A 20762-nucleotide genomic window follows, 5' to 3' on the forward strand; every position below is an offset into this window, starting at 1 on the left:
TGTCTCAACCCCGCCCGATCAACGCGATCTGGCGGCCATAATCGGCCTCGCCCGCATGGGTGGCGCGGCGAAAGGAATAGAATCGGTCCGGCTCGCCATAGGTGTCGAGCCCCAGTGCCTCGACCGCGCCGACGCCATATTCCGCCAGACGATCAGCGACATAGGCCTCAAGCGCAAACTGGTAATGCCCCTCGCGCCCGGCGATGAAGAAGCGGTCATGCCCCGCCGCCTGCGCCAGAAAACGCGCGCGAAAACCCTCGTCCACTTCATAGGATTTTTGCGCGATGCATGGCCCGATCGCGGCGCTGATTCTTTCGCGCCGGGCGCCAAGGGCCTCCATCGCATCGATGGTCGCCTCGCAAACGCCGGTAAAGGCGCCCTTCCACCCGGCATGGGCCGCGCCCACCACGCCCGCCGCGTGATCGGCAAACAAGACCGGCGCGCAATCGGCGGTCAGCACGCCCAGCACGATTCCCGCCCGATCCGTCACCAGCGCATCGGCATGGGGCCGCTCGGCATCGGGCCATTCCTGCGCCACCACACAGACCGCCGAATGCACCTGATAGCAGGTGGCCAGAAACGCGCCGGGCAGCACGCTGTCGGCCGCCAGCCGCCGGTTTTGCGCCACCGCCGCCGGATCATCCGCGCTGCCAAGGCCGACATTGAGCCCCGCCACCGCGCCCACCGACACGCCCCCGCGCCGCCCGAGAAACCCGTGCGGCACGCCGCCCAGAGCGGCAGCCCGAATAACCTCAACCCCAAAGTTATCCAAGGCTCTTGCTCACCTGCTCGAACACATCCTTCGACAGACCCGGCGCGGCCAGTATCCGATCAAGCTGCGCCTTCATCAGCGCGCCCCGCACCGGCTCCACCCGCCGCCAACGGCCCAGCGAAGGCACAAACCGCGCCGCCGTCTGGGCATTGATCGGGTCGAGCGCGAGGATCAGGTCGCCGATCAGACGATAGCCCTCGCCCCCCGCATCATGAAAGCCCGCCGGATTGACCGCCAGCGCCATATACAGCGCCCGTGCCCGGTTGGGATTGTGGATGGTGAAATCGGGGTGCTGCGCCAGCGCCTTCACATGGGCCAGCACATCGGGATGCAGCGACCCGGCCTGAAGCGAGAACCACTTGTCGATCACCAGCGCATTGCCCTCGTGCCGCTGGTGGAAATCGGCCAGTTTTGCCTCGCGCAGCGGGCTGTCCAATCCGCACAGCACCATCAGCGCGCCCTGCCGGTCGGTCATGTTGTCGGCGGCGTCATATTGCGCGGCGGCGCGCGTCGCAGCCCCCGCCCCCTGCGCCGCGGCCAGATAGACCAGCGCCTGCGTCTTGACCTTGCGCGCGCCCTTGGCCGCCGCGTCCAGCCCGAAAGGCACCGCGCTCGCCCGGTCGTGCAGCGCGGCAAAAGCCTCGCCCAGTTCCGCGCCCAGCCAAGCCTTCAGCCCCTCACGCTCGCCATGCAGCAGGCCCGGATCGACCACGCTCAACTGTTCGGCCAGATAGGCATAGGGCGGCAGGATCAGCAATTCGCCGCGCATCAGATCATCGATCGCCGGATCGTTCAGGATTGCCAGCATCGCCGTCCCGATCGCCTTGCGCTCGGCGGCGCGGCGGGCATCGTCCATATTGCCCGATGCAGCCGCCACCAGATGGCGCACCATCAGGCTCTGCATCGCCTCGTATCGGGCAAAGGGATCATCATCATGCGCGGCCAGAAACACCAGATCGTCCAGACTGGTATCGGCCTCAATCGTCACCGGCGCGGAAAAGCCCCGGTTGATCGAGAGCACCGGGCGCGTAGGCCAGCCGGAGAAGCGATGCTCCTCTTGCGCGGCACGCATCACGATCAGTTCCTCGCCGCGATGCGCGCCCGTTTCGGAATCGAACAGCGCAAGGCGCAGCGGGATCGGCACAGGCAATTTGTCGGGCTGGCCCGGCGTCGGCGGCACCTGCTGGGCAAGGCGCAGCACCGCCTCATTGCCCTCATGGGTAAAGCTGACCTCCACGCGCGGCGTCCCGGCCTGCGCATACCACAGGCGGAATTGCGTCAGGTCCAGCCCCGCCCCTTCCTCGATGGCGCGGATGAAATCCTCGCACGTTGCCGCCTCGCCGTCATGGCGCGCGAAATAGAGGTCGGTGCCCGCACGGAACCGCTCGGCCCCGGCCATCACCCGCATCATGCGGATCACCTCGGCGCCCTTGTTATAGACGGTGGCGGTGTAGAAATTGCTGATTTCCTGATAGGAATCGGGGCGGATCGGATGCGCCAGCGGGCCGGAATCCTCGGGGAACTGGGCGCTGCGCAGGATGCGTACATCCTCGATGCGCTTGACCGGCTCGGACCCCATATCCGCGCTGAACATCTGATCGCGCAGGACGGTGAAGCCTTCCTTCAGGCTCAATTGGAACCAGTCGCGACAGGTGATGCGATTGCCCGACCAGTTGTGGAAATATTCATGGCCAATGACGCCTTCCACCGCATCATAATCGCCATCGGTCGCCGTTTCCGGGTCGGCCAGAACATAGCGCGTGTTGAAGACGTTCAGCCCCTTGTTCTCCATCGCCCCCATGTTGAAATCGGACACGGCGACGATGTTGAACAGATCAAGGTCATAGGCGCGACCAAAGACCTCCTCGTCCCATTTCATCGAGTTGATCAGGCTGCGCATCGCATGGCCGGTCCGCCCCTCATCCCCCTTGCGGGTATAGATGTTGAGCGTGACCTCGCGGCCCTCCATCGTGGTGAAATGGTCGGTCGTGGCCACCAGATCGCCCGCCACCAGGGCAAACAGATAGGACGGCTTGGGCCAGGGATCATGCCATTCGGCCCAATGCGTGCCGTCCCCATTGTCGCCGCTGGCCACCGGATTGCCATTGCACAGCAGGACCGGGAAAGCCTCGCGGCTGCCCTCCATCCGCACGCGATAGATGCTCAGCACATCGGGGCGGTCGGGGTGAAACGCGATGCGGCGAAATCCTTCGGCCTCGCATTGCGTGCAAAGCATGCCCCCCGAGGCGTAAAGGCCCATCAACTGGCTGTTGGCGGCGGGGTGGATCGCGGTTTCCACCACGATTTCATGACTGTCGTCGGCCAGGTCGATCAACAGATCGTCTCCCTCCATCCGCCAGTCATTGCGCACCACATCATCCACCTCGACCAACAAGGCGGTCAGACCATCACCCTTTAACCGGATCGTCTGATCGCCCCGCGCATCGGGATTGCGCCGCACCGACAATTGCGCGCGCACCCGCGTTTCCTCAAGGCCAAGGCGAAATTCCAGCTCGACCTGCGGCACCAGCCATGCAGGCGGCAGGTAATCCTCGCGGCGGATCACGGCGGGGGCAACAAGCGGGGCGGCGGGCGTGTTCATGGCATCCATCATGCCCTCCTTATGTGGCCAAGCCTTTCCGAATGCCAGTATTTCCGATTAACGGCATTTCCGATTAAGATCGCGCGCATGAAAACCATGCTGATCTTTGGTCTGGGCTATACCGCCCATGCAATCGCCCGCCGCCTTGCCGATGACGGCTGGCATATCGAGGCCACGGGGCGGGCCGGAACGCTCGATTTCGCCGATCAGGACGCGGTGCGCGCCGCCATCGGGCGCGCCGATGCGGTCTTGTCCAGCGTGCCGCCAGCCGATGAACAGGACCCCGTTTTGACGCACTATGGCGCGGATCTTATCGGCGTCGGCTGGCTGGGCTATCTCTCCTCCACCGGGGTCTATGGCGATTGCGGCGGGGCGTGGGTCGATGAAACCGCGCCCGTGGTCGGCCTGGGCGGATCGGGGCGGCGCAGCGCGAGGGCGCTGGCCGATGCGGCATGGCTGGAGCGCGGGGCGCGGGTGCTGCGCCTGCCGGGGATTTACGGGCCGGGCAGATCCGCCTTCGAGCGCCTGCAATCCGGCCGCGCCCACCGCGTCGATCTGCCCGGCCAGATCTTCAGCCGCATCCATGTCGAGGATATCGCCGGCGCCGCCCATGCCGCCCTCTCCGCCCCGCCCGGCGCCTATAACATCGCCGACGACAGGCCCGCGCCCCAGAACGCCGTGATCGAGGAAGCCTGCCGCATCTCCGGCCTCCCCCTGCCTCCCCTCCTTGCCGAGCAGGACGTGCCCCCCGCCTCGCGAGCCTTCTATGCCGAGAACCGCCGCGTGGCCAATGGCAAGGCGAAGCGCGTTCTGGGCTGGCGGCCCCGGTTTGCCGATTATCGCGCGGGGTTGCGGGGGATTTGGGAGAGGGGAGAGTAGGGCTTAGGCCCCGCGTTTCTTGCCTCCGGCGGGCGTTTCTTGCCTCCGGCGGGCAAAGGGCGGGGGCCCTTTGCAATCCCGTTACGGGGTGGAGCGGGGATTTGGCGTTGCGTGTCGGGGTTTGAAGGCCTGCGGCGCTTACAGGCCCGCGCCGCAGGCTTTATTTCATCGGGCGCGTCCGACACCCAACGCCGCCCCCGATACGCCACGCATACAGTAACGGGAGCGCGAGGGACGGGTCCCTCGCATCATCCCTTCCTTCTTCAAACTTCCTTCCTCACAACCCCCGCAAAGCCTTGGCCAAAGCCATCACTTCCCCCTCCTCGCTGTTCCACGCAGTCACGAAACGCGCGGTCGTCTCGTTCCAATCGTAAAACGCAATACCGGCCTCACGCAGCGCCGCCCTTTCCGCCGCCGAGAGCGCGACAAACACCTCATTCGCCTCCACCGGATGGACCAGCCGCCCGCCCGCCGCCGCCGCGATTTCGCCCGCCGCCGCATTGGCGCGGCGGGCATTGTCCAGCCACAGGTCGCCTTTCAGCATGGCGAGGATCTGCGCGGCCAGATAGCGGCCCTTGGATTGCAGGTGACCCGCGCGCTTGCGGTTATAGCGGGTGACCTCGATCATGTCCGGGGCAAAGAAGATCAGCGCCTCGGCCCCCATCCCGCCGTTTTTGATAAAGCCGAACGACAACGCCTCGACCCCGCCATCAGCGCTGGCCGCGGCGGGCGAGCAGCCAAGATGCGCCACCGCATTGGCAAAACGCGCGCCGTCCATATGGAAACGCAGCCCCTTTTCCCGGGCGAAAGCGCCCATCGCGGCCACCTCGCCGGGCGAATAGACGCATCCCGCCTCGTTGGCCTGGGTGATGGACAGCGCCGTAACAGGCGTATGCTCCACCCCCACGCCCACGCGGGCCAGCCGCGCGCGGGCGGTCTCGGGCGTCATTTTCGCATGATCCCCGCCCGCCAGAATCAGCTTGGCCCCATGCGTAAAGAACCCCGGCGCCCCGCATTCGTCCATCTCGATATGCGCCAGTTCGTGGCAGAGCACAGCCTCATAGGGCCGCACCATCGCGGCCAGCGCGAGGCAATTGGCCGCTGTCCCGCTGGCCACCCACATCGCGGCGCAGGGCCGCCCGAACAGCGCGGAAAAAGCATCATCAAGCGCAGCGCTGAAACTGTCGCCGTCATAAGGCGGCTGCGGGGCGTCGGCGGCGTGCATCGCGGCCCATACGGCGGGATGAACAGGGGCGGCATTGTCAGACATAAAAGGCATGGCGCGCTTGTGCGGGTGGCGCCCCGGCGCGTCAATACGCGCAATCGACCCTGCCCCAACCCTTTGTTAGCTTTGCCCCGATAAGAGAGCGGCAAACGGCAACAAAAGGTTTTGGGCAATGAAGGTTCTGGTTACGGGCGCGGCGGGTTTCATCGGCTACAGCCTTGCGGTCAAACTGCTGGCGCGCGGCGATTCCGTGATCGGGCTCGACATGGTCAACGATTACTATGACGTGACGCTGAAAGAAGCCCGCATCGCCCACCTGCGCGAGCTTGGCGGAAATCGCTTCACCTTCGTGCGCCAGGACTTCTCGCAATACGAACCTTTGGTCGAATCGCTAAGCGGCCTCGAATTTGAACGCATCGTCCATCTGGGCGCGCAGGCGGGCGTGCGCTATTCGATCACCCATCCCCACGCCTATCTGCATTCCAACCTTGCCGGGCATTTGAACATGCTGGAAATCGGGCGGCATCGCGGCGTGGAAAACATGGTCTATGCCTCATCCTCGTCGGTCTATGGCGGCAACACCAAACTGCCCTTCGCCGTCGAAGACCGCGTCGACCAGCCCATCAGCCTCTATGCCGCCACCAAAAAGGCCGACGAACTGATGAGCGAAACCTACGCCCACCTCTACCGCCTGCCGCTGACGGGCCTGCGCTTCTTCACGGTCTATGGTCCGTGGGGCCGCCCCGACATGATGATGTGGATCTTCACCAAGGCCATCGCCGCGGGCCAGCCGATCCCCGTCTTCAACAATGGCGACATGTACCGCGACTTCACCTATATCGACGACATCATCGCGGGCGTCATGGCCAGCCTCGACAACCCCGCCCCCGACGACGGCAAAGTCAAAGCCGGCGGCTCCACCAAACCCCACCGCCTCTACAACATCGGCAACCACAAGAGCGAACACCTGATGCGCGTGGTCGAAATCCTCGAAGAACAGCTCGGCAAAAAAGCCATCATCGACTTCCAGCCCATGCAGCCGGGCGACGTGCGCCAGTCCTTCGCCGACATCGACGCCATCGCGGGGGATCTGGGCTATGCCCCCACCACCAGCATCGACGTGGGCGTGCCCAAGTTTATCGAGTGGTATAAGGCGTATCATGGGGTTTGATTGGGGGGCGTTGATCGCTGCGCGATGATGCCTCCGGCGGGCAAAGGGCCTCGGCCCTTTGCAATCCCGTTACTGTCGGCGGGGCGCGATGGGGGCGGTGTTGCGGGCTGAGGTTAGGTGGATGGTTTGAAGGCCGCTACACGGCGGGATTGCAGATAGGTTGGATGAAACGGCAAAGAAATCGTGCTCTTATCTGGCAAGCCACTCTATTAGTGTTGCAACCAGATAGAAGGTGAATGCAATGCCAGCTAGTAGCTCAACAACTATTAGAACATTAAACCAAGTAGGAAACACTCGCTGTGGCATCATGGTTATGAGTTTTCCTGAAGCATCGTCACATCGCATTGCACTTATGACGGGCAAATCTTGATTAATGCTCAATATTTCAATCGCAAATTGTTCGCTAGGGGCTAAACTATCAAGCTTCAAAACCCACCTGTTCATTTCTGTATTAAAAGTTGAAAAAGCGCGGCCCGGATAGACATTGTATATTGGCGGTTTCCAGTTGAAGGTAAACTCAACATTTTTGGCGGCTTGAAGGCCAGTGTTTTGAGCAACTATAGAAGCGGTCCGAACTAACTGTTGCTGTTGAACAATCGCCCCTTGATCATCTAACAACGGTTGATCGACAACGTAGTTGCTCGAATGTCGTACACTGTAGATGAGCTTGGATCTGAGGCGAAAAATGCGGTTGAGAACAAAAGCAAGCACAACGCCGACGAGAGCAAAAGTCTCTTTGCTATATGTATGGAAAAAATTGAGCATGGCCCCTCCCCGGTGACACTTTTGCCCCGAATTTTAAGGCAGCGCAACAACGCAGGATATGCTCGAATGCCCTCTAAGGACGTAAATCATCCAAAGTATCATTACTGATCTCGACAATATCGGGATTGCAAAGGGCCCCCGCCCTTTGCCCGCCGGAGGCACCTGCACCCTTAAAATCCTTAAACCTTGAAAAGCCCAAGCAAACACCAAAAAAGCCGCGCAAGGCATCACACCTCACGCGGCCCTTTGATGGGAAAACGCTTGGCCTAAATCAGGCTGCCGTAAATCAGGCCAGAGCCAGCTCCTGCGTATCGGCCAGCACGCCGCGATAGTGGCGGGCGCGCTTCAAATGCCCTTCGCGCTTTTCCGGGTGGCGCGCGCAGGCGGCCAGCAGATAGCAGCGATCGATACGTCGGATCAGAAAATCGGCGCTCCATGCTTTTGCCATTGGACCATCTCCTGTGCTTCTATCTCTACTGTCGGAATAGACATAGTCTGCCGCGAATCGGCGCTTTGTTTCAACCCTGATGCGCCGGATCGAGGTCAGATTGCGTTGACCTGAACCAATCCGCAATAAAAAAATCTGTCCTACAGAAAACCATATGGGTTATTCAATCCGCCATCCGCAACCGTCCTTATGCGCAGGGACCAATGCGGTAATTCAGGCCGGCGCCGCTGGGCCGGGATCATGGCGAAAGCGTTAAGAAAGCCGTGGACCACGCCACACAGCGCCAACCGGAGGGACGGGCCAAGCACCGTCATGGCAGGCCTTGCGAGCCCACCTGCCATGGCCGCCCGATCCGCCGCTGGGGCCGAATCGGGCTGTGAAGCAAGGCGGCTACCCGGTCATTCGCACGCGCACGCGGCCCTTTCGCGCCCGGCAATCAAGGGCGCCCACGGTGTCGGCCTGATATCTTGCGCCAACCGGCGGCCTTGCGGCCGACGGGCATTTGTCATGCCCGTCGGACGGAATTACTTGGCGCTGTCGGCCGCCGATGCGGCATCGGCCGGGGCCGCCGCATCACCCGCAGGCGCCGCCGCCGCAGGGGCCGCGGGCAGCGGGAGGTTCGAACCTTGCTGGTTCAGATAAACCATGACCGCCGCGCGATCCTCGGCCGATTCAAGCCCGGCAAAGGTCATCTTGGTGCCATCGGCAAAGGCGCGCGGATTCTTCAGCCATTCATTCATATTGCTGAAGTCCCACTTGCCGCCCTTGGCCGAAAGGCCCGCCGAGAAGGCAAAGCCGCCGCGTCCATGGCCGATCTCATCGCCCAGGATGCCATGGATATTGGGCCCGATGCCATTGGGCCCGCCCGCCGTGATCGTGTGGCACGATGCGCATTTGGCAAAGACCTGCGCGCCCTTGGCAGGATCCGCCTTGGCCAGCAATTCCTCGATCGGCGCCTCGGCCGGGCCTTCTTTCGCCCCGGACACGCCCTCGATGGGATAGCCCATGGTCTCGGGGCGGTTTTCCTTGTCGGCGCGGAAATAGTGGCCCGACAGGCTGGAAAGACCCAGCGCAACCACAGCAGAACCCAAAACCCAACCGGCAATGGTATTGAAACGACCGCTCATCAACAATGCCCCGTCCCATATGCTTCCAAAGGAAAAATCCCCGGAAGGCGTTTTGCCCTCTGGTGTAGAGAGCGTGAAACCCAAGCGCAAGGCGGATTTCATCCGCGCGCCAGTATTCGCCGTCATACTCGCCCCAAGGGAACGAACATGGCAAGGCAAAGTCTTCTGGCGCGCGGCGTAAAATCGGCCTAAGCGCCAGACCGCTATGCACAGCTATCCTACGCCCGCTCTGATCCAGGTCAAAGAACTGACCGCCCAAGCCGCTGAAAATCCTGCACGCGCCGTTGCGTTTCAGGGGGCGCCGGGGTGCAATTCGCACCGCGCGGCGCTGGAATATGCGCCATCCTGCGCGCCTTTGCCCTGTTTCAGCTTTGAGGACGCGCTGGACGCGGTGAAGGAAGGGCGCGCCGACCGCGCCATCATCCCCATCGAAAACAGCCAGCATGGCCGCGTGGCCGACATCCATTTCCTGCTGCCCGAAAGCGGGCTGTCGATCGTTGGCGAACATTTCCTCGGAATCGAACATGCGCTGATGGCGCTGCCCGGCGCCACGGGGCCTTTCGCCGCCGCCTATTCCCATCCGCAGGCGCTGGGCCAGTCGCGCCACTATCTGCGCGCGCGCGGCATCGTGCCGATGGCCTATGCCGATACGGCCGGGGCCGCCGCCTTTGTCAAGGAACAGGGCGACCCGGCCGCCGCCGCCATCGCGCCCGCGCTGGCCGCCTCGCTCTATGGCCTCGATATTGTCGAGCATAATGTCGAGGACGCCGCCGACAACACCACGCGCTTTGTCGTGCTGGCCCGCGCCCCGCTCGATCCCGCCACCATCGAGGGCACGGCGATGACCACGATGATCTTCGAGGTCCGCAACGTTTCGGCCGCGCTTTACAAGGCGCTGGGCGGTTTTGCCACCAACGGGGTCAACATGACCAAGCTGGAGTCCTATCAAAAGGGCGCCAGTTTTTCGGCCACGATGTTCTTTGTCGATATCGTGGGCAAACCGGGCGAGGAGCCGGTGGACCGCGCGCTGGAAGAAGTCGCGTTCCATTGCAAGGACCTGCGCCTGCTGGGCAGCTATGCGCAAAGCCGCCCGCGAGGTTGATCGCTTGCGCTGGGCCTGACGGCGTGTAACAACCTGTCCGCGATGGCAATTCGGGACAGAGACGTCAGGTGAGCGCAGCGGCGTCCAATTCCGTCCAGCAGGCCCAAACCGCCCATCAAGCATGGCGCGCGGTCCGCGATGCGCGCGACCTGCAGTTCACCCCCGTCCCCAACTGGACCCCGGCGCCCACGCCCGACTGGATCAAGGCGATGGGCCGTTTTCTCAAAAGCCTGTTTGAGCCGGTGGGCCGGGCGCTGGGCGTGTCGTGGCCGGTGCTGGAAAAGATCCTGATCGGCCTGCTGGCGCTGGGGCTGGCGCTGCTGGTCTGGCAGGCGGGGGTGTGGCTGTGGGCGCGGCGCCGCTCGGCCCCGGCTGCCGCGCCGGAATGGCGCCCCGATGCCGCCGCCGCCCGCGCCCTGCTCGATGATGCCGATGCGCTGGCCGCCCAGGGCCGCTTTGACGAGGCGACCCATCTGCTCCTGCTGCGCAGCCTCGACCATATTGCCGCCGCCCGCCCCGCCGCCCTGACGCCCGCCAGCACCGCGCGCGAGATCGCCGCGTTGGCCTTTCTCTCGGCCCCGGCGCGCGCCACCTTTGGCGCCATCGCCGCGCTGGTCGAACAGGGGCGCTATGCGCTGCGCCCGCTTGGCCCCGATGATTGGGCCGCCGCCCGCAGCGCCTATCACGACTTTGCCCGGCATCATCCGGCATGACCGAGCGCAGCCCCTTTTCCCCCCTGTCGGCGCTGGCGCTGGTGCTGGCGGGCGGGGCCTTGCTGGTGGCGATGCTCTGGATGATCGGCGCGGGCGTGGCGTCGGGCGACATCAATGACGGCGGCGCCCATGGCGGCGGGCGGGGCCTCAACGGCTATGGCGCGCTCTATCGCCTGCTCGAAGCGACCGGCCACAGCCCCGATTACGCCCGCGACGACAATGGCCTGCGCCAACCCGGCCTGCTGATCCTGACCCCGACGCATTGGGCGCAGGGGGACGAGCTCAACCGCATCGTCGCGCTCCACCGTCCCCATGGCCCGGTGCTGGTCATCCTGCCCAAATGGGCCGCCGCCCCGGCCAGCACCGAGCAACCCGGTGTGCAGGAAGGCTGGGTCCGGCTGGGCGAGGCGCGGACGCCCGAATGGGAAGGCTTCCTCGACGATGTGGGCGTGGGCATCGCGCCCGCCGCCGCGCCGGTTTCCGACATAAGGGGCATGCGCGCCGCCCTGCCCTATCCAGCGAAGACCATGGCGGGCACCGGGCGTCGCCTGCGCCCCGCTATTACCGACGCGGGCGGACGCATATTGGCGGCCCGGTATGACCAACAGAATCTGGCGCTGATCTTTGAACCCGATCTGGCCAACAATGCCGGGTTCGCGCGCGAGGAAAACGCGGCCATCACCCTGCGCCTGATCGAAGACCTCCTGCCCGCCGGTCAGGGCGCGGTGACCTTCGACCTCACACTCAACGGTCTTGGGCGAGAGCCCAACCTGCTCACGCTGGCCTTTACCCCGCCCTATCTGGCGGTCACGCTGGCGCTGATTCTGGCCGGGGTGGCGGTCTTGTGGCGGGCCTATGCGCGCTTTGGCCCGCCCTTGGCCCCGGTGCGCGACATCGCCTTTGGCAAGCGGGCGCTGGCGGAAAATTCGGCCGGGCTGATCCGGCGGGCGCGGCGGTTCCATCTGCTGCCCGCGCCCTATGCCGATGCGGCGCGGGGGCGGATCGCGGCGGCGCTGGGCCTTGGCCCCCATGGCGACCCCGCCATGATCGACGATGCCATCGAGCGCGCGCTTTTGGCACGCACTTTGGCGGCCCGCGCGCCCGAACATAGCTATACCGCCGCCAGCGCCGCCCTGCGCGCCGCGCGCCGCCCCACCGAAATTCTGCGCGCCGCGCGCCAGTTGCATGCCATCGAAGGAATATTGACCCGATGAGTGAAGCCCTCTCCCTTGCCGCCCTTTCGGATCTGGCCGGGGCCATCCGCGATCAGATCGCGCGCGCCGTGGTCGGACAGGACAGCGCGGTCGATCACCTGCTGATCGCCCTGTTTGCGCGGGGCCATGTCCTGATGGAAGGCCCGCCCGGCACCGCCAAGACGCTGCTGGCGCAAAGCTTTGCCGCCACGCTGGGCCTGCAATTCGGGCGGATTCAATTCACCCCCGATCTGATGCCGGGCGATATTCTCGGCTCCAACCTGTTCAATTTCCAGACCAGCCAGTTCACCCTGACGCGCGGCCCGATCTTTTGCGACCTGCTGCTGGGTGATGAAATCAACCGCACCCCGCCCAAGACGCAGGCCGCCCTGCTCGAAGCCATGCAGGAGCGGCGGGTGACGCTGGACGGGACGGCGCACCGCCTGCCCGATCATTTCATGGTGGTGGCCACGCAAAACCCCATCGAATCCCAGGGCGTCTATCCCCTGCCCGAGGCGCAGCTCGACCGCTTCCTGTTCAAGCTGACCATCCCCTATCCCGATGCGCAGGAGGAGGCGCGGATCATCGCCCGCTATGGCGCGCAGACGCCGGTGGCCGACATCGCCCCGGTCCTCTCGGCCGAGCAATTGGCCGCCGCCGATGCGGCCGTGGCGGGCATCACGCTGGCTCAGCCCTTGGTCGATTATATCGTCCGCCTGATCCGCGCCACGCGGGAAAGCGCGGACCTGTCCTGTGGCGCATCCCCGCGTGCGGGCGTGCTGCTGGCCCATGCGGCGCGGGCGCGGGCGGCGCTGGCGGGCCGCGATTATGTGCTGCCCGATGATGTAAAGGCGCTGGCCCCCGCCGTGCTGCGCCATCGCCTGCTGCTCTCCCCCGCCGCCGAGATCGAAGGCAAGCAGGCCGAGGGGCTGGTGGCCGAGATCATCGCCCGGACCGAGGCGCCGCGCTGAGGTGATTCGCCGGATCGCCCCCGGATTGCGCCTGATGGCCGGATTGCTGCGCCCCGGCGTAGCGCCTGCGCCGCGCTGCGTGCTGGCGCTGGTGGCGCTGGGGCCGGTGGGGCTGGTGCTGGCCGGGTTTGCCCCGGCGCTGTGGATTGCCTCGCCTTTGCTGGGCCTGCTGCTGCTGGCGCTGGTGCTGGTCGATGGGGCGCTGGCGGGGCGGCTGGAGGCGGCAGAAGTCATCGTCCCGCCCGAGGCGGAGATCGGCCAGAGCGCGGCGATCACCATCGCCATCAGCATCAGGGCCCGCCTCTCGCGCCCCGCCGCGCTTGAGGCCGCGCTGGCGCTGGACCCGCGCCTTGCGCCGGGAGGAAAGCTGACCGCCGTGCTGACCGGGGATAGGACGCAGGCCCATTTTACCCCCACCCGCCGTTGCCATGGCGCGGTCGAAACGCTCTGGCTGCGCTGGCGCGGGCCGCTGGGTCTGGCCCTGCGGATCGAGCGGCGCGAGGTTGATGCCGCAGTGCGGGTGCTGCCCTCGGTGGCCGCACTGCGCGGGCCGGTGATGCAGACCTATCTGCGCGACGCCTCGCTGGGCCTGATCGCGCGGCGGCTGCGCGGCGAGGGGCAGATGTTCGAGACACTGGCCGAATATCAGCCCGGCATGGACCGCCGCCGCATCGACTGGAAAGTCTCGGCCCGCCACGCCCATCTCTATGCCAAGGAATATGAGGTCGAGCGCAACAACCCCATCGTGCTGGCGATGGATTGCGGCGCGGCCATGTGCGAGCCGGTGGCGGGTCTGCCCCGGCTGGACCGGGCGGTGATGGCGGCGCTGCAAATGGCGTGGGTCGCGCTCAAAGGCGGCGACCGGGTATCGCTCTTCGGCTTTGCCGAGCGGGTGATGGTCTCCACGCCCTTTGTGACCGACACGCGCGATTTTCACACTTTGCGCGCCGCGGCGGCCGATCTGGATTACACCCCGCGCGAGGCCAATTTCACGCTGGCCCTCTCCACGCTGGCCCAGCAATTGGCGCGGCGCTCGCTCATCGTGGTCTTTTCCGAATTTGCCGATCCCACGGGCGCCGAACTGATGATCGAATCGATCGGGCGGCTGATCGCGCGCCACCGGGTGCTGTTCGTCTGCCTGCGCGACGAGGAGCTGGAAACGCTGGCGGGCGGCGAGGTGGTCGATTTGGACGCGCTGGGCGGAGCGGTGGCGGCCAGCGCTTTGCTGCGCCAGCGCGCATGGGTGCTGATGCGGCTGCGCGCGATGGGGGTCGATGTGGTGGAGGCCGCCCATGATGCGGTGGGCGCACGCCTGCTCGACGCCTATATGGCCATTCGCAGCCGGGGAGGAATCGGATGAGGGATTGGCCCGAACGGATCCGCGCGCGCTTTCGCCGGGGCGGGGAGGACGAGCAGACCATCGCCCCCGCCACGCTGCGCTCCGACCGCTTTCGTCAGGCCCGCGAGGGCGACTGGCGGCGGCTGGAGGCGATTGTCACGGCGGTCGAGAAAGGGCGGCTGGGGCGCCTGTCGGATGCTGATCTGCTCGATCTGCCGGTGCTTTACCGCCAATTGGCCTCCAGCCTGGCCGTGGCCCGCGAAACCAGCCTTGATGCCGCCGCGCTCGCCTATCTGGAGGCGCTGGCGCAAAGGGCATGGTTCATCACCTATGGCCCGCGTGAGAATTTCGGCGGCTGGTTCACGGGCTTCATTCTTGGCGGGTGGAGCCGGGCGGTGCGGGCCATCCGTTTCGACATTCTGATCGCGCTGGCGCTGATGGTGGCGGGCGTGGTGGTGGGCTGGATGATGGTGGCCCATGATCCGGCCTTCTATGCGATGCTGGCGGGGCAAGACCCGGCGCGCAACCCGGCAACCAGCGCGAAACAATTGCGCGAGACCCTGTTTGGCGGCCAGAATCAGGACGCGCTGGCCGCCTTTGCCGCCTATCTGTTCGGCCATAATGCCCAGATCGCCATTCTGTGTTTCGCGCTGGGCTTTGCCATCGGCCTGCCCAGCGTGCTGCTCTTGCTGCAAAACAGCGGGATGCTGGGCGCGATGCTCTGGCTGTTTCACGGCAAGGGGCTGCTGCTCGATTTTTCGGCATGGATCGCGATTCATGGCACGACCGAATTGTTCGCCATCCTGCTGGCCGGAGCGGGCGGCATCCATATCGGGCGCGCCATCGCCTTTCCCGGCGAGCTCTCGGTGATGGAAAGCGCGGCGGCGGCGGGGCGGCGGACCGCGCCGGTGATGCTGGGCGTGGTGCTGATGCTGCTGGTGGCCGGGATGCTGGAGGGTTTTGCGCGGCAATTGATCGATTCGACCCCGCAAAGGCTGCTGGTGGGCGGCTTTATGCTGACCTTCTGGCTGGTCTATTTCTTTGTCTATGGCGCGCGCAAATGAGCCTGCGGAGTCCCTTGCGCCCCGATCAGCGAGAGATCGTCACGCCCGAGGGGCTGACCCTGCGCCTGACGCTGGCGGGGCGTTCGGCGCGGCTGGGGGCGCTGGCGGTGGATCTGGCCTGCATCGGGGCGATCCTGCTGGGGGCGGTGCTGGCGCTGGTCTATACGCAATCGGGGCTGGGCCAATGGGCGAAGCGGGGCGAGGCGCATCATGCCGCGCAATTCCTCTTCATCTTGTGGACCGCGCTGATGTTTCTGCTGCGCAATGCGTGGTTTCTGATCTTTGAACTGGGGCCGCGCGGGGCAACGCCGGGCAAAAGGATGCTGGGCCTGCGCATTGCCGCGCGCGATGGAGCGCGGCTGACGACCGAGATGGTGCTGGCGCGCAATCTGCTGCGCGATATCGAGATCTTTCTGCCGATGGTCGCGGTGCTGTCCGCGCTGGGCGGACCTTCGTCGAGCATGGTCAATTGGGCGGCGGCGGGATGGTTCCTGCTCTTTGCGCTGTTTCCGCTGTTCAACCGCGACCGTTTGCGCGCGGGCGACATGATCGCAGGGACATGGGTGGTCGAGGCCCCCCGCGCACGGCTGGAGCAGGCGTTGAGCGCCCGGTCAGCAAGGCCCGACTATGCCTTCGGCCCGGCTGAACTGGCCATATACGGCGAATATGAGTTGCAGACGCTGGAGCGGGTGCTGCGCGATGGCTCACCCGCCGCAATGGAGGCGGTGGCCCGCGCGATCTGCGCCAAGATCGGCTGGAGCGCACCGCAGGGCGATGAGGTGCGCCGCTTTCTCGACGCCTATTACACCGCGCTGCGGGCGCGGCTTGAACAAGGGCTGCGTTTTGGCCGACGCAAGGCGAACAAACATGATGGAGCAGTAAGATGAACATCCGCGAGGACGACCTGACCGGGCCGGAGATTGCACGCCTGCTGGCATGGCACCTTGAGCAGATGCATCGCTGGTCGCCCGCGTGTAAGGTCCATGCCATGCCCATCGAGCGCCTGCGCGCCCCCGATGTCACCTTCTATTCGGCATGGGTCGATGGCGTTCTGGCCGGATGCGGGGCGATCAAACATCTGGACGCCGAGCGCGGCGAGTTGAAATCCATGCGCATGGCACCGGAATTTCTGGGGCGCGGTATCGGGCGCGCCATGCTGCACCATCTGATGGATGTGGGCCGCGCGCGCGGATACCGCCAATTGCTGCTGGAAACCGGCAAGCCGGACGCCTTTGTCCCGGCGCGGCGCCTGTATGAGAGCGAGGGCTTTGGCGAATGCCCCGCCTTTGCCGATTACACCACCGATGATTACAGCCTGTGCATGAGCCGGGATCTGTAATCACCTCTTCGCATTTGCGGCGCATCGCCAATGCGCTATAGGGCCAGAGCAAAGGAGTTGCCCCCATGTCCTCAGTCCGTCCCTGGCGTGATATCGCCCGCCGTCAAAGCCGTCAGATCATGGTCGGCAAGGTTCCCATCGGCGGCGATGCGCCCATCGCGGTCCAGACCATGACCAACACGCTGACCAGCGATGCGGTGGCCACAATCGACCAGATCCGCCGCTGCGAAGAGGCGGGCGCGGATATTGTCCGCGTGTCCTGCCCCGATGTCGAATCGACCACGGCCTTTCGGCAGATCGCGCGGGCCTCGCGCGTGCCTTTGGTCGCCGATATCCATTTCCATTACAAGCGCGCTCTGGAAGCGGCCGATGCGGGCGCGGCATGCCTGCGCATCAACCCCGGCAATATCGGCGGATCGGACCGCGTGGCCGAAGTGGTGCGTGCGGCCAAGGCCAACGGCTGCTCGATCCGCATCGGCGTGAACGCGGGGTCGCTGGAAAAGGACCTGCTGGAGAAATACGGCGAGCCCTGCCCCGAGGCACTGGTGGAATCGGCGCTCGACCACATCAAGCTGCTGCAGGACCATGACTTCCACGAATACAAGGTGGCGGTGAAGGCTTCGGATGTGTTCCTCGCGGTTTCGGCCTATATGGGCCTGGCCGATGCGGTCGATTGTCCGCTGCATCTGGGCATCACCGAGGCGGGGGGCCTGATCGGCGGCACGGTCAAATCGGCGATCGGCATCGGCAATCTGCTGTGGGCCGGGATCGGCGACACGATCCGCGTCTCGCTTTCCGCCCCGCCGGAAGAAGAAGTGCGCGTCGGCTTCGAGATCCTCAAGTCGCTGGGCCTGCGCACGCGCGGCGTGCGGGTCGTCTCCTGCCCCTCCTGCGCGCGTCAGGGCTTTGACGTCATCAAGACCGTCGAGGCGCTGGAAAACCGCCTGTCGCACATCAAGACGCCGCTCTCGCTCTCGGTGCTGGGCTGCGTGGTCAATGGCCCCGGCGAGGCGCGTGAAACCGACATCGGCCTGACCGGCGGCGGCAATGGCAAGCATATGGTGTATCTCTCGGGCGTGACCGACCACACCGTGCAGAGCGAGGATATGCTCGAACATATCGTCAAGCTGGTCGAAGCCAAGGCGGCCGAGATCGAAGCGGCGCAGGTGGAAACCGAAGCGGCGGAGTAATCAGTCGCTGCGCCTCATGACAAGGTAACAGCAACGCCGCGGGTCATCAGCCTGCGGCGTTTTTGTGGGATGATCGGGCACACGCTCCACCCCGCCGCGCGGATCACAGGAAAACCGAATAATGTTGAAGATGAAAACATTCGCGCGTGTGGCTCTCTGGCCTTTGCTGGCCTTTACCACCTTCATGGCGCTTTCGCCGCAACCGCCCGCCATGCCGATCGACCATTTCGGCGACAAGTTCACCCATATGACCGCCTTTGCGGTGCTGACGCTGGTGGCCCGGATCGGCTATCCCGGCACCTCGCCCTTGCGCGTACTGGAGCGTATGGCGCTGTTTGGCGCGCTGATCGAGGTGTTTCAGGCAATCCCGGAACTGCACCGCGATTGCGACTGGCACGATTGGGTGGCCGATATGGTGGCAACCAGCGCCGTGCTGGTGATCCATGGCCTGTTGGCGAAACGGTTGGGTCTTTTGCCGAAGCGTTAAATGAGGCGGGCAAAAAAGAGAGGGCGGCGCCAATCGGCACCGCCCTTCTTTTTTGCCTTTGTCGGCGATCAGAAGAAGCCGAGCTTCTTCGGGCTATAGCTGACCAGCAGGTTCTTGGTCTGCTGATAGTGATCCAGCATCATGCGATGAGTTTCGCGGCCGATGCCCGACTGCTTGTAGCCACCGAAAGCGGCATGGGCAGGATAGGCGTGGTAGCAGTTGGTCCACACGCGGCCCGCCTGAATGGCGCGGCCAAAGCGGTAGCAGGTGTTGATGTCACGGCTCCACACGCCCGCGCCAAGGCCGAACATCGTGTCATTGGCGATGGCCAGAGCTTCTTCGGGGGTCTTGAAGGTGGTGGTCGACACCACCGGACCAAAGATTTCCTCCTGGAAGATGCGCATCTTGTTGTTGCCCTTGAACACGGTGGGCTTCACGTAATAGCCACCGGCCAGATCGCCGCCGAGTTGACCTGCTTCGCCGCCGATCAACACTTCTGCACCTTCGTCACGACCAATGCCGATATAGCGCAGGATCTTTTCCTGCTGCTCCTGGCTGGCCTGTGCGCCGATCATGGTGGCCATGTCGAGCGGGCTGCCCTGCACGATGGCTTCCACGCGCTTGAGGGCGCGTTCCATGAACTGGTCGTAGATCGATTCCTGAATCAGGGCGCGCGAGGGGCAGGTGCAGACCTCGCCCTGGTTAAGCGCGAACATCACGAAGCCTTCGATCGCCTTGTCGAAGAAGTCATCATCGGCATTGCAGACGTCGGCAAAGAAGATGTTGGGCGACTTGCCGCCCAGTTCCAGCGTCACCGGGATCAGGTTTTCCGAGGCGTATTGCATGATCAGACGGCCGGTGCTGGTCTCACCGGTGAAGGCGATCTTGGCGATGCGCTTGGATTGGGCCAGCGGCTTACCGGCTTCAAGGCCAAAGCCGTTGACCACGTTGAGGACGCCTGCGGGCAGCACGTCGGCGATCAGGTCCATCAGCACGAGGATCGAAGCGGGGGTCTGCTCGGCAGGCTTGAGCACGATGCAGTTGCCAGCGGCCAGCGCAGGCGCCACCTTCCATGCCGCCATCAGCAACGGGAAGTTCCACGGGATGATCTGGCCAACCACGCCAAGCGGTTCGTGGAAGTGGTATGCGGCGGTGTCATGGTCGATCTCGCCGATGCTGCCTTCCTGGGCGCGGATGCAGCCCGCGAAATAGCGGAAGTGGTCAATCGCCAGCGGAACGTCGGCGGCCATGGTTTCGCGGATCGGCTTGCCGTTGTCCCACGTTTCCGCGGTGGCCAGCAGGGCAAGGTTCTGCTCCATGACATCGGCAACCTTGAGCAGAATGCGCGAACGCTCGGCAGGCGAGGTGCGGCCCCAGGCATCCTTGGCCGCATGGGCTGCATCCAGCGCCAGTTCGATATCATCAGCGTCGGAGCGGGCTACCTGACACACGACCTTGCCGTTGATCGGCGAGATATTGTCGAAATAGCGCCCCGCACGCGGGGCAACCCACTGGCCGCCGATGAAGTTTTCATACTTGGCGGGAAACGGCGCTACAGCGCCAAGGCGATCGGCCGAAACGGCGTCCATCTTGCAAGCTCCTCTCGATTCACCAGCATCGGGCGCTGGGACTACGAGAGAGGTTTTCACCAATTGTCGGACAGACGAAATTGGCCATTGGGATAAGGGGGCAGAAGCTCGATGAAATTCTATAGATTTCCAATGCAATAAACCCCTCAGGTTGACCCTGAAGGGTTTGCTAAACGGCACCAAGCCGTCACTGTGAATGGGTTTGTTTCCTCTCCAACCGCAGACGATAATGCCTGGCGACGACCTACTCTTCCAACGCTTGAGCGTTAGTACCATTGGCGCGGTCAGGTTTCACGGCCGAGTTCGAGATGGGATCGGGTGGGGCACTGACGCTATGGTCACCAAGCAATATGGTCTGCGGTTGATAAGGGTTTTTGATGCCGTGCCTGGCAGCAATCTTGCGATCACACACCAATCTTTACAGATGCTTTCCGGCTCGAGCCATCGCCCTGGCCATCTCATCAGGTCTCGCGCTCTCCTCAACAAGGTGCGCAGGACTGATATTGACAGTGCAGGTTCTCAAGCATGAACAGAGTTATTAGGACCGGTTAGCTTCATGCGTTACCGCACTTCCACACCCGGCCTATCAACGTGATGGTCTATCACGACTCGATGAAGTCTTATCTTGAGGGAGGCTTCCCGCTTAGATGCTTTCAGCGGTTATCCCGTCCATGCATAGCTACCCTGCTGCGCTCCTGGCGGAACGACAGGTACACCAGAGGCATGTTCATCCCGGTCCTCTCGTACTAGGGACAACTCCTCTCAAACTTCGACGCCCACGGCAGA

General features: G+C 64.4%; 19 protein-coding genes and 2 rRNA genes (1 of these 21 running past the window's edge). 12 read left to right on the forward strand and 9 right to left on the reverse strand.

Annotation, left to right across the window (positions count from 1 at the left end):
* Positions 1–4: 4 nt before the first annotated feature.
* Together pgeF and pepN are read right to left on the reverse strand one after the other, a co-directional pair.
* On the reverse strand, positions 5–772 hold the full coding sequence (gene pgeF / locus PQ467_RS16950) for a peptidoglycan editing factor PgeF (protein WP_274174523.1): 768 nt from the start codon (positions 770–772) through the stop codon (positions 5–7).
* Positions 765–3383, reverse strand: a complete 2619-nt coding sequence (pepN, locus tag PQ467_RS16955; protein ID WP_274174524.1) for an aminopeptidase N — start codon at positions 3381–3383, stop codon at positions 765–767. The genes pgeF and pepN overlap by 8 nt, the downstream gene beginning before the upstream one ends.
* A gap of 78 nt (positions 3384–3461) precedes the next feature.
* Here pepN and PQ467_RS16960 point away from each other — a divergent pair, with 78 nt between their 5' ends.
* Complete coding sequence (locus PQ467_RS16960) at positions 3462–4253, forward strand: SDR family NAD(P)-dependent oxidoreductase (RefSeq protein ID WP_274174525.1); 792 nt, start codon at positions 3462–3464, stop codon at positions 4251–4253.
* Positions 4254–4530: 277 nt separating this feature from the next.
* Here the strand turns inward: PQ467_RS16960 and PQ467_RS16965 are convergent, their stop codons facing one another.
* The gene (locus PQ467_RS16965) at positions 4531–5532 is read right to left on the reverse strand and encodes a threonine aldolase family protein (protein ID WP_274174526.1); all 1002 of its coding nucleotides are present in this window, start codon (positions 5530–5532) and stop codon (positions 4531–4533) included.
* A 118-nt stretch (positions 5533–5650) separates the two neighbouring features.
* On the opposite strand from PQ467_RS16965, the gene PQ467_RS16970 reads away from it, so the two are divergent.
* Complete coding sequence (locus tag PQ467_RS16970) at positions 5651–6649, forward strand: GDP-mannose 4,6-dehydratase (RefSeq protein ID WP_274174527.1); 999 nt, start codon at positions 5651–5653, stop codon at positions 6647–6649.
* A 189-nt stretch (positions 6650–6838) separates the two neighbouring features.
* On the opposite strand, the gene PQ467_RS16975 is transcribed toward PQ467_RS16970, so the two are convergent.
* From PQ467_RS16975 to PQ467_RS16985, 3 genes are all read right to left on the reverse strand, one after another.
* Complete coding sequence (locus PQ467_RS16975; RefSeq protein WP_274174528.1) at positions 6839–7414, reverse strand: hypothetical protein; 576 nt, start codon at positions 7412–7414, stop codon at positions 6839–6841.
* Positions 7415–7700: 286 nt separating this feature from the next.
* Positions 7701–7862, reverse strand: a complete 162-nt coding sequence (locus PQ467_RS16980) for a hypothetical protein (RefSeq protein ID WP_274174529.1) — start codon at positions 7860–7862, stop codon at positions 7701–7703.
* 524 nt (positions 7863–8386) lie between these two features.
* A complete protein-coding gene (locus tag PQ467_RS16985; protein ID WP_274174530.1) occupies positions 8387–8989 on the reverse strand; it encodes a c-type cytochrome in 603 nt (200 codons plus the stop codon).
* Between the two features lie 205 nt (positions 8990–9194).
* Between PQ467_RS16985 and PQ467_RS16990 the strand changes: the two genes are divergently transcribed.
* The 10 genes from PQ467_RS16990 to PQ467_RS17035 all read left to right on the forward strand — a co-directional run bounded on the left by PQ467_RS16990 (position 9195) and on the right by PQ467_RS17035 (position 18387).
* On the forward strand, positions 9195–10091 hold the full coding sequence (locus PQ467_RS16990) for a prephenate dehydratase (RefSeq protein WP_274174531.1): 897 nt from the start codon (positions 9195–9197) through the stop codon (positions 10089–10091).
* Between the two features lie 68 nt (positions 10092–10159).
* Positions 10160–10804, forward strand: coding sequence for a DUF4129 domain-containing protein (locus PQ467_RS16995; protein ID WP_274174532.1), 645 nt, complete (start codon positions 10160–10162; stop codon positions 10802–10804).
* Positions 10801–12018, forward strand: coding sequence for a DUF4350 domain-containing protein (locus PQ467_RS17000; protein ID WP_274174533.1), 1218 nt, complete (start codon positions 10801–10803; stop codon positions 12016–12018). The genes PQ467_RS16995 and PQ467_RS17000 overlap by 4 nt, the downstream gene beginning before the upstream one ends.
* A complete protein-coding gene (locus tag PQ467_RS17005; protein WP_274174534.1) occupies positions 12015–12968 on the forward strand; it encodes an AAA family ATPase in 954 nt (317 codons plus the stop codon). The genes PQ467_RS17000 and PQ467_RS17005 overlap by 4 nt, the downstream gene beginning before the upstream one ends.
* 1 nt (position 12969) lies before the next feature.
* Positions 12970–14328, forward strand: a complete 1359-nt coding sequence (locus tag PQ467_RS17010; RefSeq protein WP_274174535.1) for a DUF58 domain-containing protein — start codon at positions 12970–12972, stop codon at positions 14326–14328.
* A complete protein-coding gene (locus PQ467_RS17015) occupies positions 14325–15371 on the forward strand; it encodes a stage II sporulation protein M (RefSeq protein ID WP_274174536.1) in 1047 nt (348 codons plus the stop codon). Before PQ467_RS17010 ends, PQ467_RS17015 begins: the two co-directional genes overlap by 4 nt.
* Positions 15368–16258, forward strand: a complete 891-nt coding sequence (locus PQ467_RS17020) for an RDD family protein (RefSeq protein WP_274174537.1) — start codon at positions 15368–15370, stop codon at positions 16256–16258. Before PQ467_RS17015 ends, PQ467_RS17020 begins: the two co-directional genes overlap by 4 nt.
* Positions 16255–16710, forward strand: coding sequence for a GNAT family N-acetyltransferase (locus tag PQ467_RS17025; RefSeq protein ID WP_274174538.1), 456 nt, complete (start codon positions 16255–16257; stop codon positions 16708–16710). Before PQ467_RS17020 ends, PQ467_RS17025 begins: the two co-directional genes overlap by 4 nt.
* Before the next feature lie 65 nt (positions 16711–16775).
* On the forward strand, positions 16776–17900 hold the full coding sequence (gene ispG / locus PQ467_RS17030; protein ID WP_274174539.1) for a flavodoxin-dependent (E)-4-hydroxy-3-methylbut-2-enyl-diphosphate synthase: 1125 nt from the start codon (positions 16776–16778) through the stop codon (positions 17898–17900).
* 121 nt (positions 17901–18021) lie between these two features.
* Complete coding sequence (locus PQ467_RS17035; protein WP_274174540.1) at positions 18022–18387, forward strand: hypothetical protein; 366 nt, start codon at positions 18022–18024, stop codon at positions 18385–18387.
* A 68-nt stretch (positions 18388–18455) separates the two neighbouring features.
* Here the strand turns inward: PQ467_RS17035 and adh are convergent, their stop codons facing one another.
* The 3 genes from adh to PQ467_RS17050 all read right to left on the reverse strand — a co-directional run.
* The gene (adh, locus tag PQ467_RS17040; protein WP_274174541.1) at positions 18456–19976 is read right to left on the reverse strand and encodes an aldehyde dehydrogenase; all 1521 of its coding nucleotides are present in this window, start codon (positions 19974–19976) and stop codon (positions 18456–18458) included.
* A gap of 231 nt (positions 19977–20207) precedes the next feature.
* Positions 20208–20322 (reverse strand): 5S ribosomal RNA (rrf, locus tag PQ467_RS17045).
* Between the two features lie 172 nt (positions 20323–20494).
* Positions 20495–20762 (reverse strand): 23S ribosomal RNA (locus tag PQ467_RS17050) (it continues 2527 nt past the right edge of the window).

It is taken from the genome of Novosphingobium sp. KACC 22771, from assembly GCF_028736195.1.
Classification (GTDB): Bacteria; Pseudomonadota; Alphaproteobacteria; order Sphingomonadales; family Sphingomonadaceae; genus Novosphingobium.

Bases quoted from the DNA above. Each gene is read 5' to 3' on its own strand.
- pepN (WP_274174524.1), bottom strand. From the start codon at position 3,383: ATGGATGCCATGAACACGCCCGCCGCCCCGCTTGTTGCCCCCGCCGTG.
- PQ467_RS16960 (WP_274174525.1), top strand. From the start codon at position 3,462: ATGAAAACCATGCTGATCTTTGGTCTGGGCTATACCGCCCATGCAATC.
- PQ467_RS16965 (WP_274174526.1), bottom strand. From the start codon at position 5,532: ATGCCTTTTATGTCTGACAATGCCGCCCCTGTTCATCCCGCCGTATGG.
- PQ467_RS16970 (WP_274174527.1), top strand. From the start codon at position 5,651: ATGAAGGTTCTGGTTACGGGCGCGGCGGGTTTCATCGGCTACAGCCTT.
- PQ467_RS16975 (WP_274174528.1), bottom strand. From the start codon at position 7,414: ATGCTCAATTTTTTCCATACATATAGCAAAGAGACTTTTGCTCTCGTC.
- PQ467_RS16980 (WP_274174529.1), bottom strand. From the start codon at position 7,862: ATGGCAAAAGCATGGAGCGCCGATTTTCTGATCCGACGTATCGATCGC.
- PQ467_RS16985 (WP_274174530.1), bottom strand. From the start codon at position 8,989: ATGAGCGGTCGTTTCAATACCATTGCCGGTTGGGTTTTGGGTTCTGCT.
- PQ467_RS16990 (WP_274174531.1), top strand. From the start codon at position 9,195: ATGCACAGCTATCCTACGCCCGCTCTGATCCAGGTCAAAGAACTGACC.
- PQ467_RS17000 (WP_274174533.1), top strand. From the start codon at position 10,801: ATGACCGAGCGCAGCCCCTTTTCCCCCCTGTCGGCGCTGGCGCTGGTG.
- PQ467_RS17005 (WP_274174534.1), top strand. From the start codon at position 12,015: ATGAGTGAAGCCCTCTCCCTTGCCGCCCTTTCGGATCTGGCCGGGGCC.
- PQ467_RS17015 (WP_274174536.1), top strand. From the start codon at position 14,325: ATGAGGGATTGGCCCGAACGGATCCGCGCGCGCTTTCGCCGGGGCGGG.
- PQ467_RS17020 (WP_274174537.1), top strand. From the start codon at position 15,368: ATGAGCCTGCGGAGTCCCTTGCGCCCCGATCAGCGAGAGATCGTCACG.
- PQ467_RS17025 (WP_274174538.1), top strand. From the start codon at position 16,255: ATGAACATCCGCGAGGACGACCTGACCGGGCCGGAGATTGCACGCCTG.
- ispG (WP_274174539.1), top strand. From the start codon at position 16,776: ATGTCCTCAGTCCGTCCCTGGCGTGATATCGCCCGCCGTCAAAGCCGT.
- PQ467_RS17035 (WP_274174540.1), top strand. From the start codon at position 18,022: ATGTTGAAGATGAAAACATTCGCGCGTGTGGCTCTCTGGCCTTTGCTG.
- adh (WP_274174541.1), bottom strand. From the start codon at position 19,976: ATGGACGCCGTTTCGGCCGATCGCCTTGGCGCTGTAGCGCCGTTTCCC.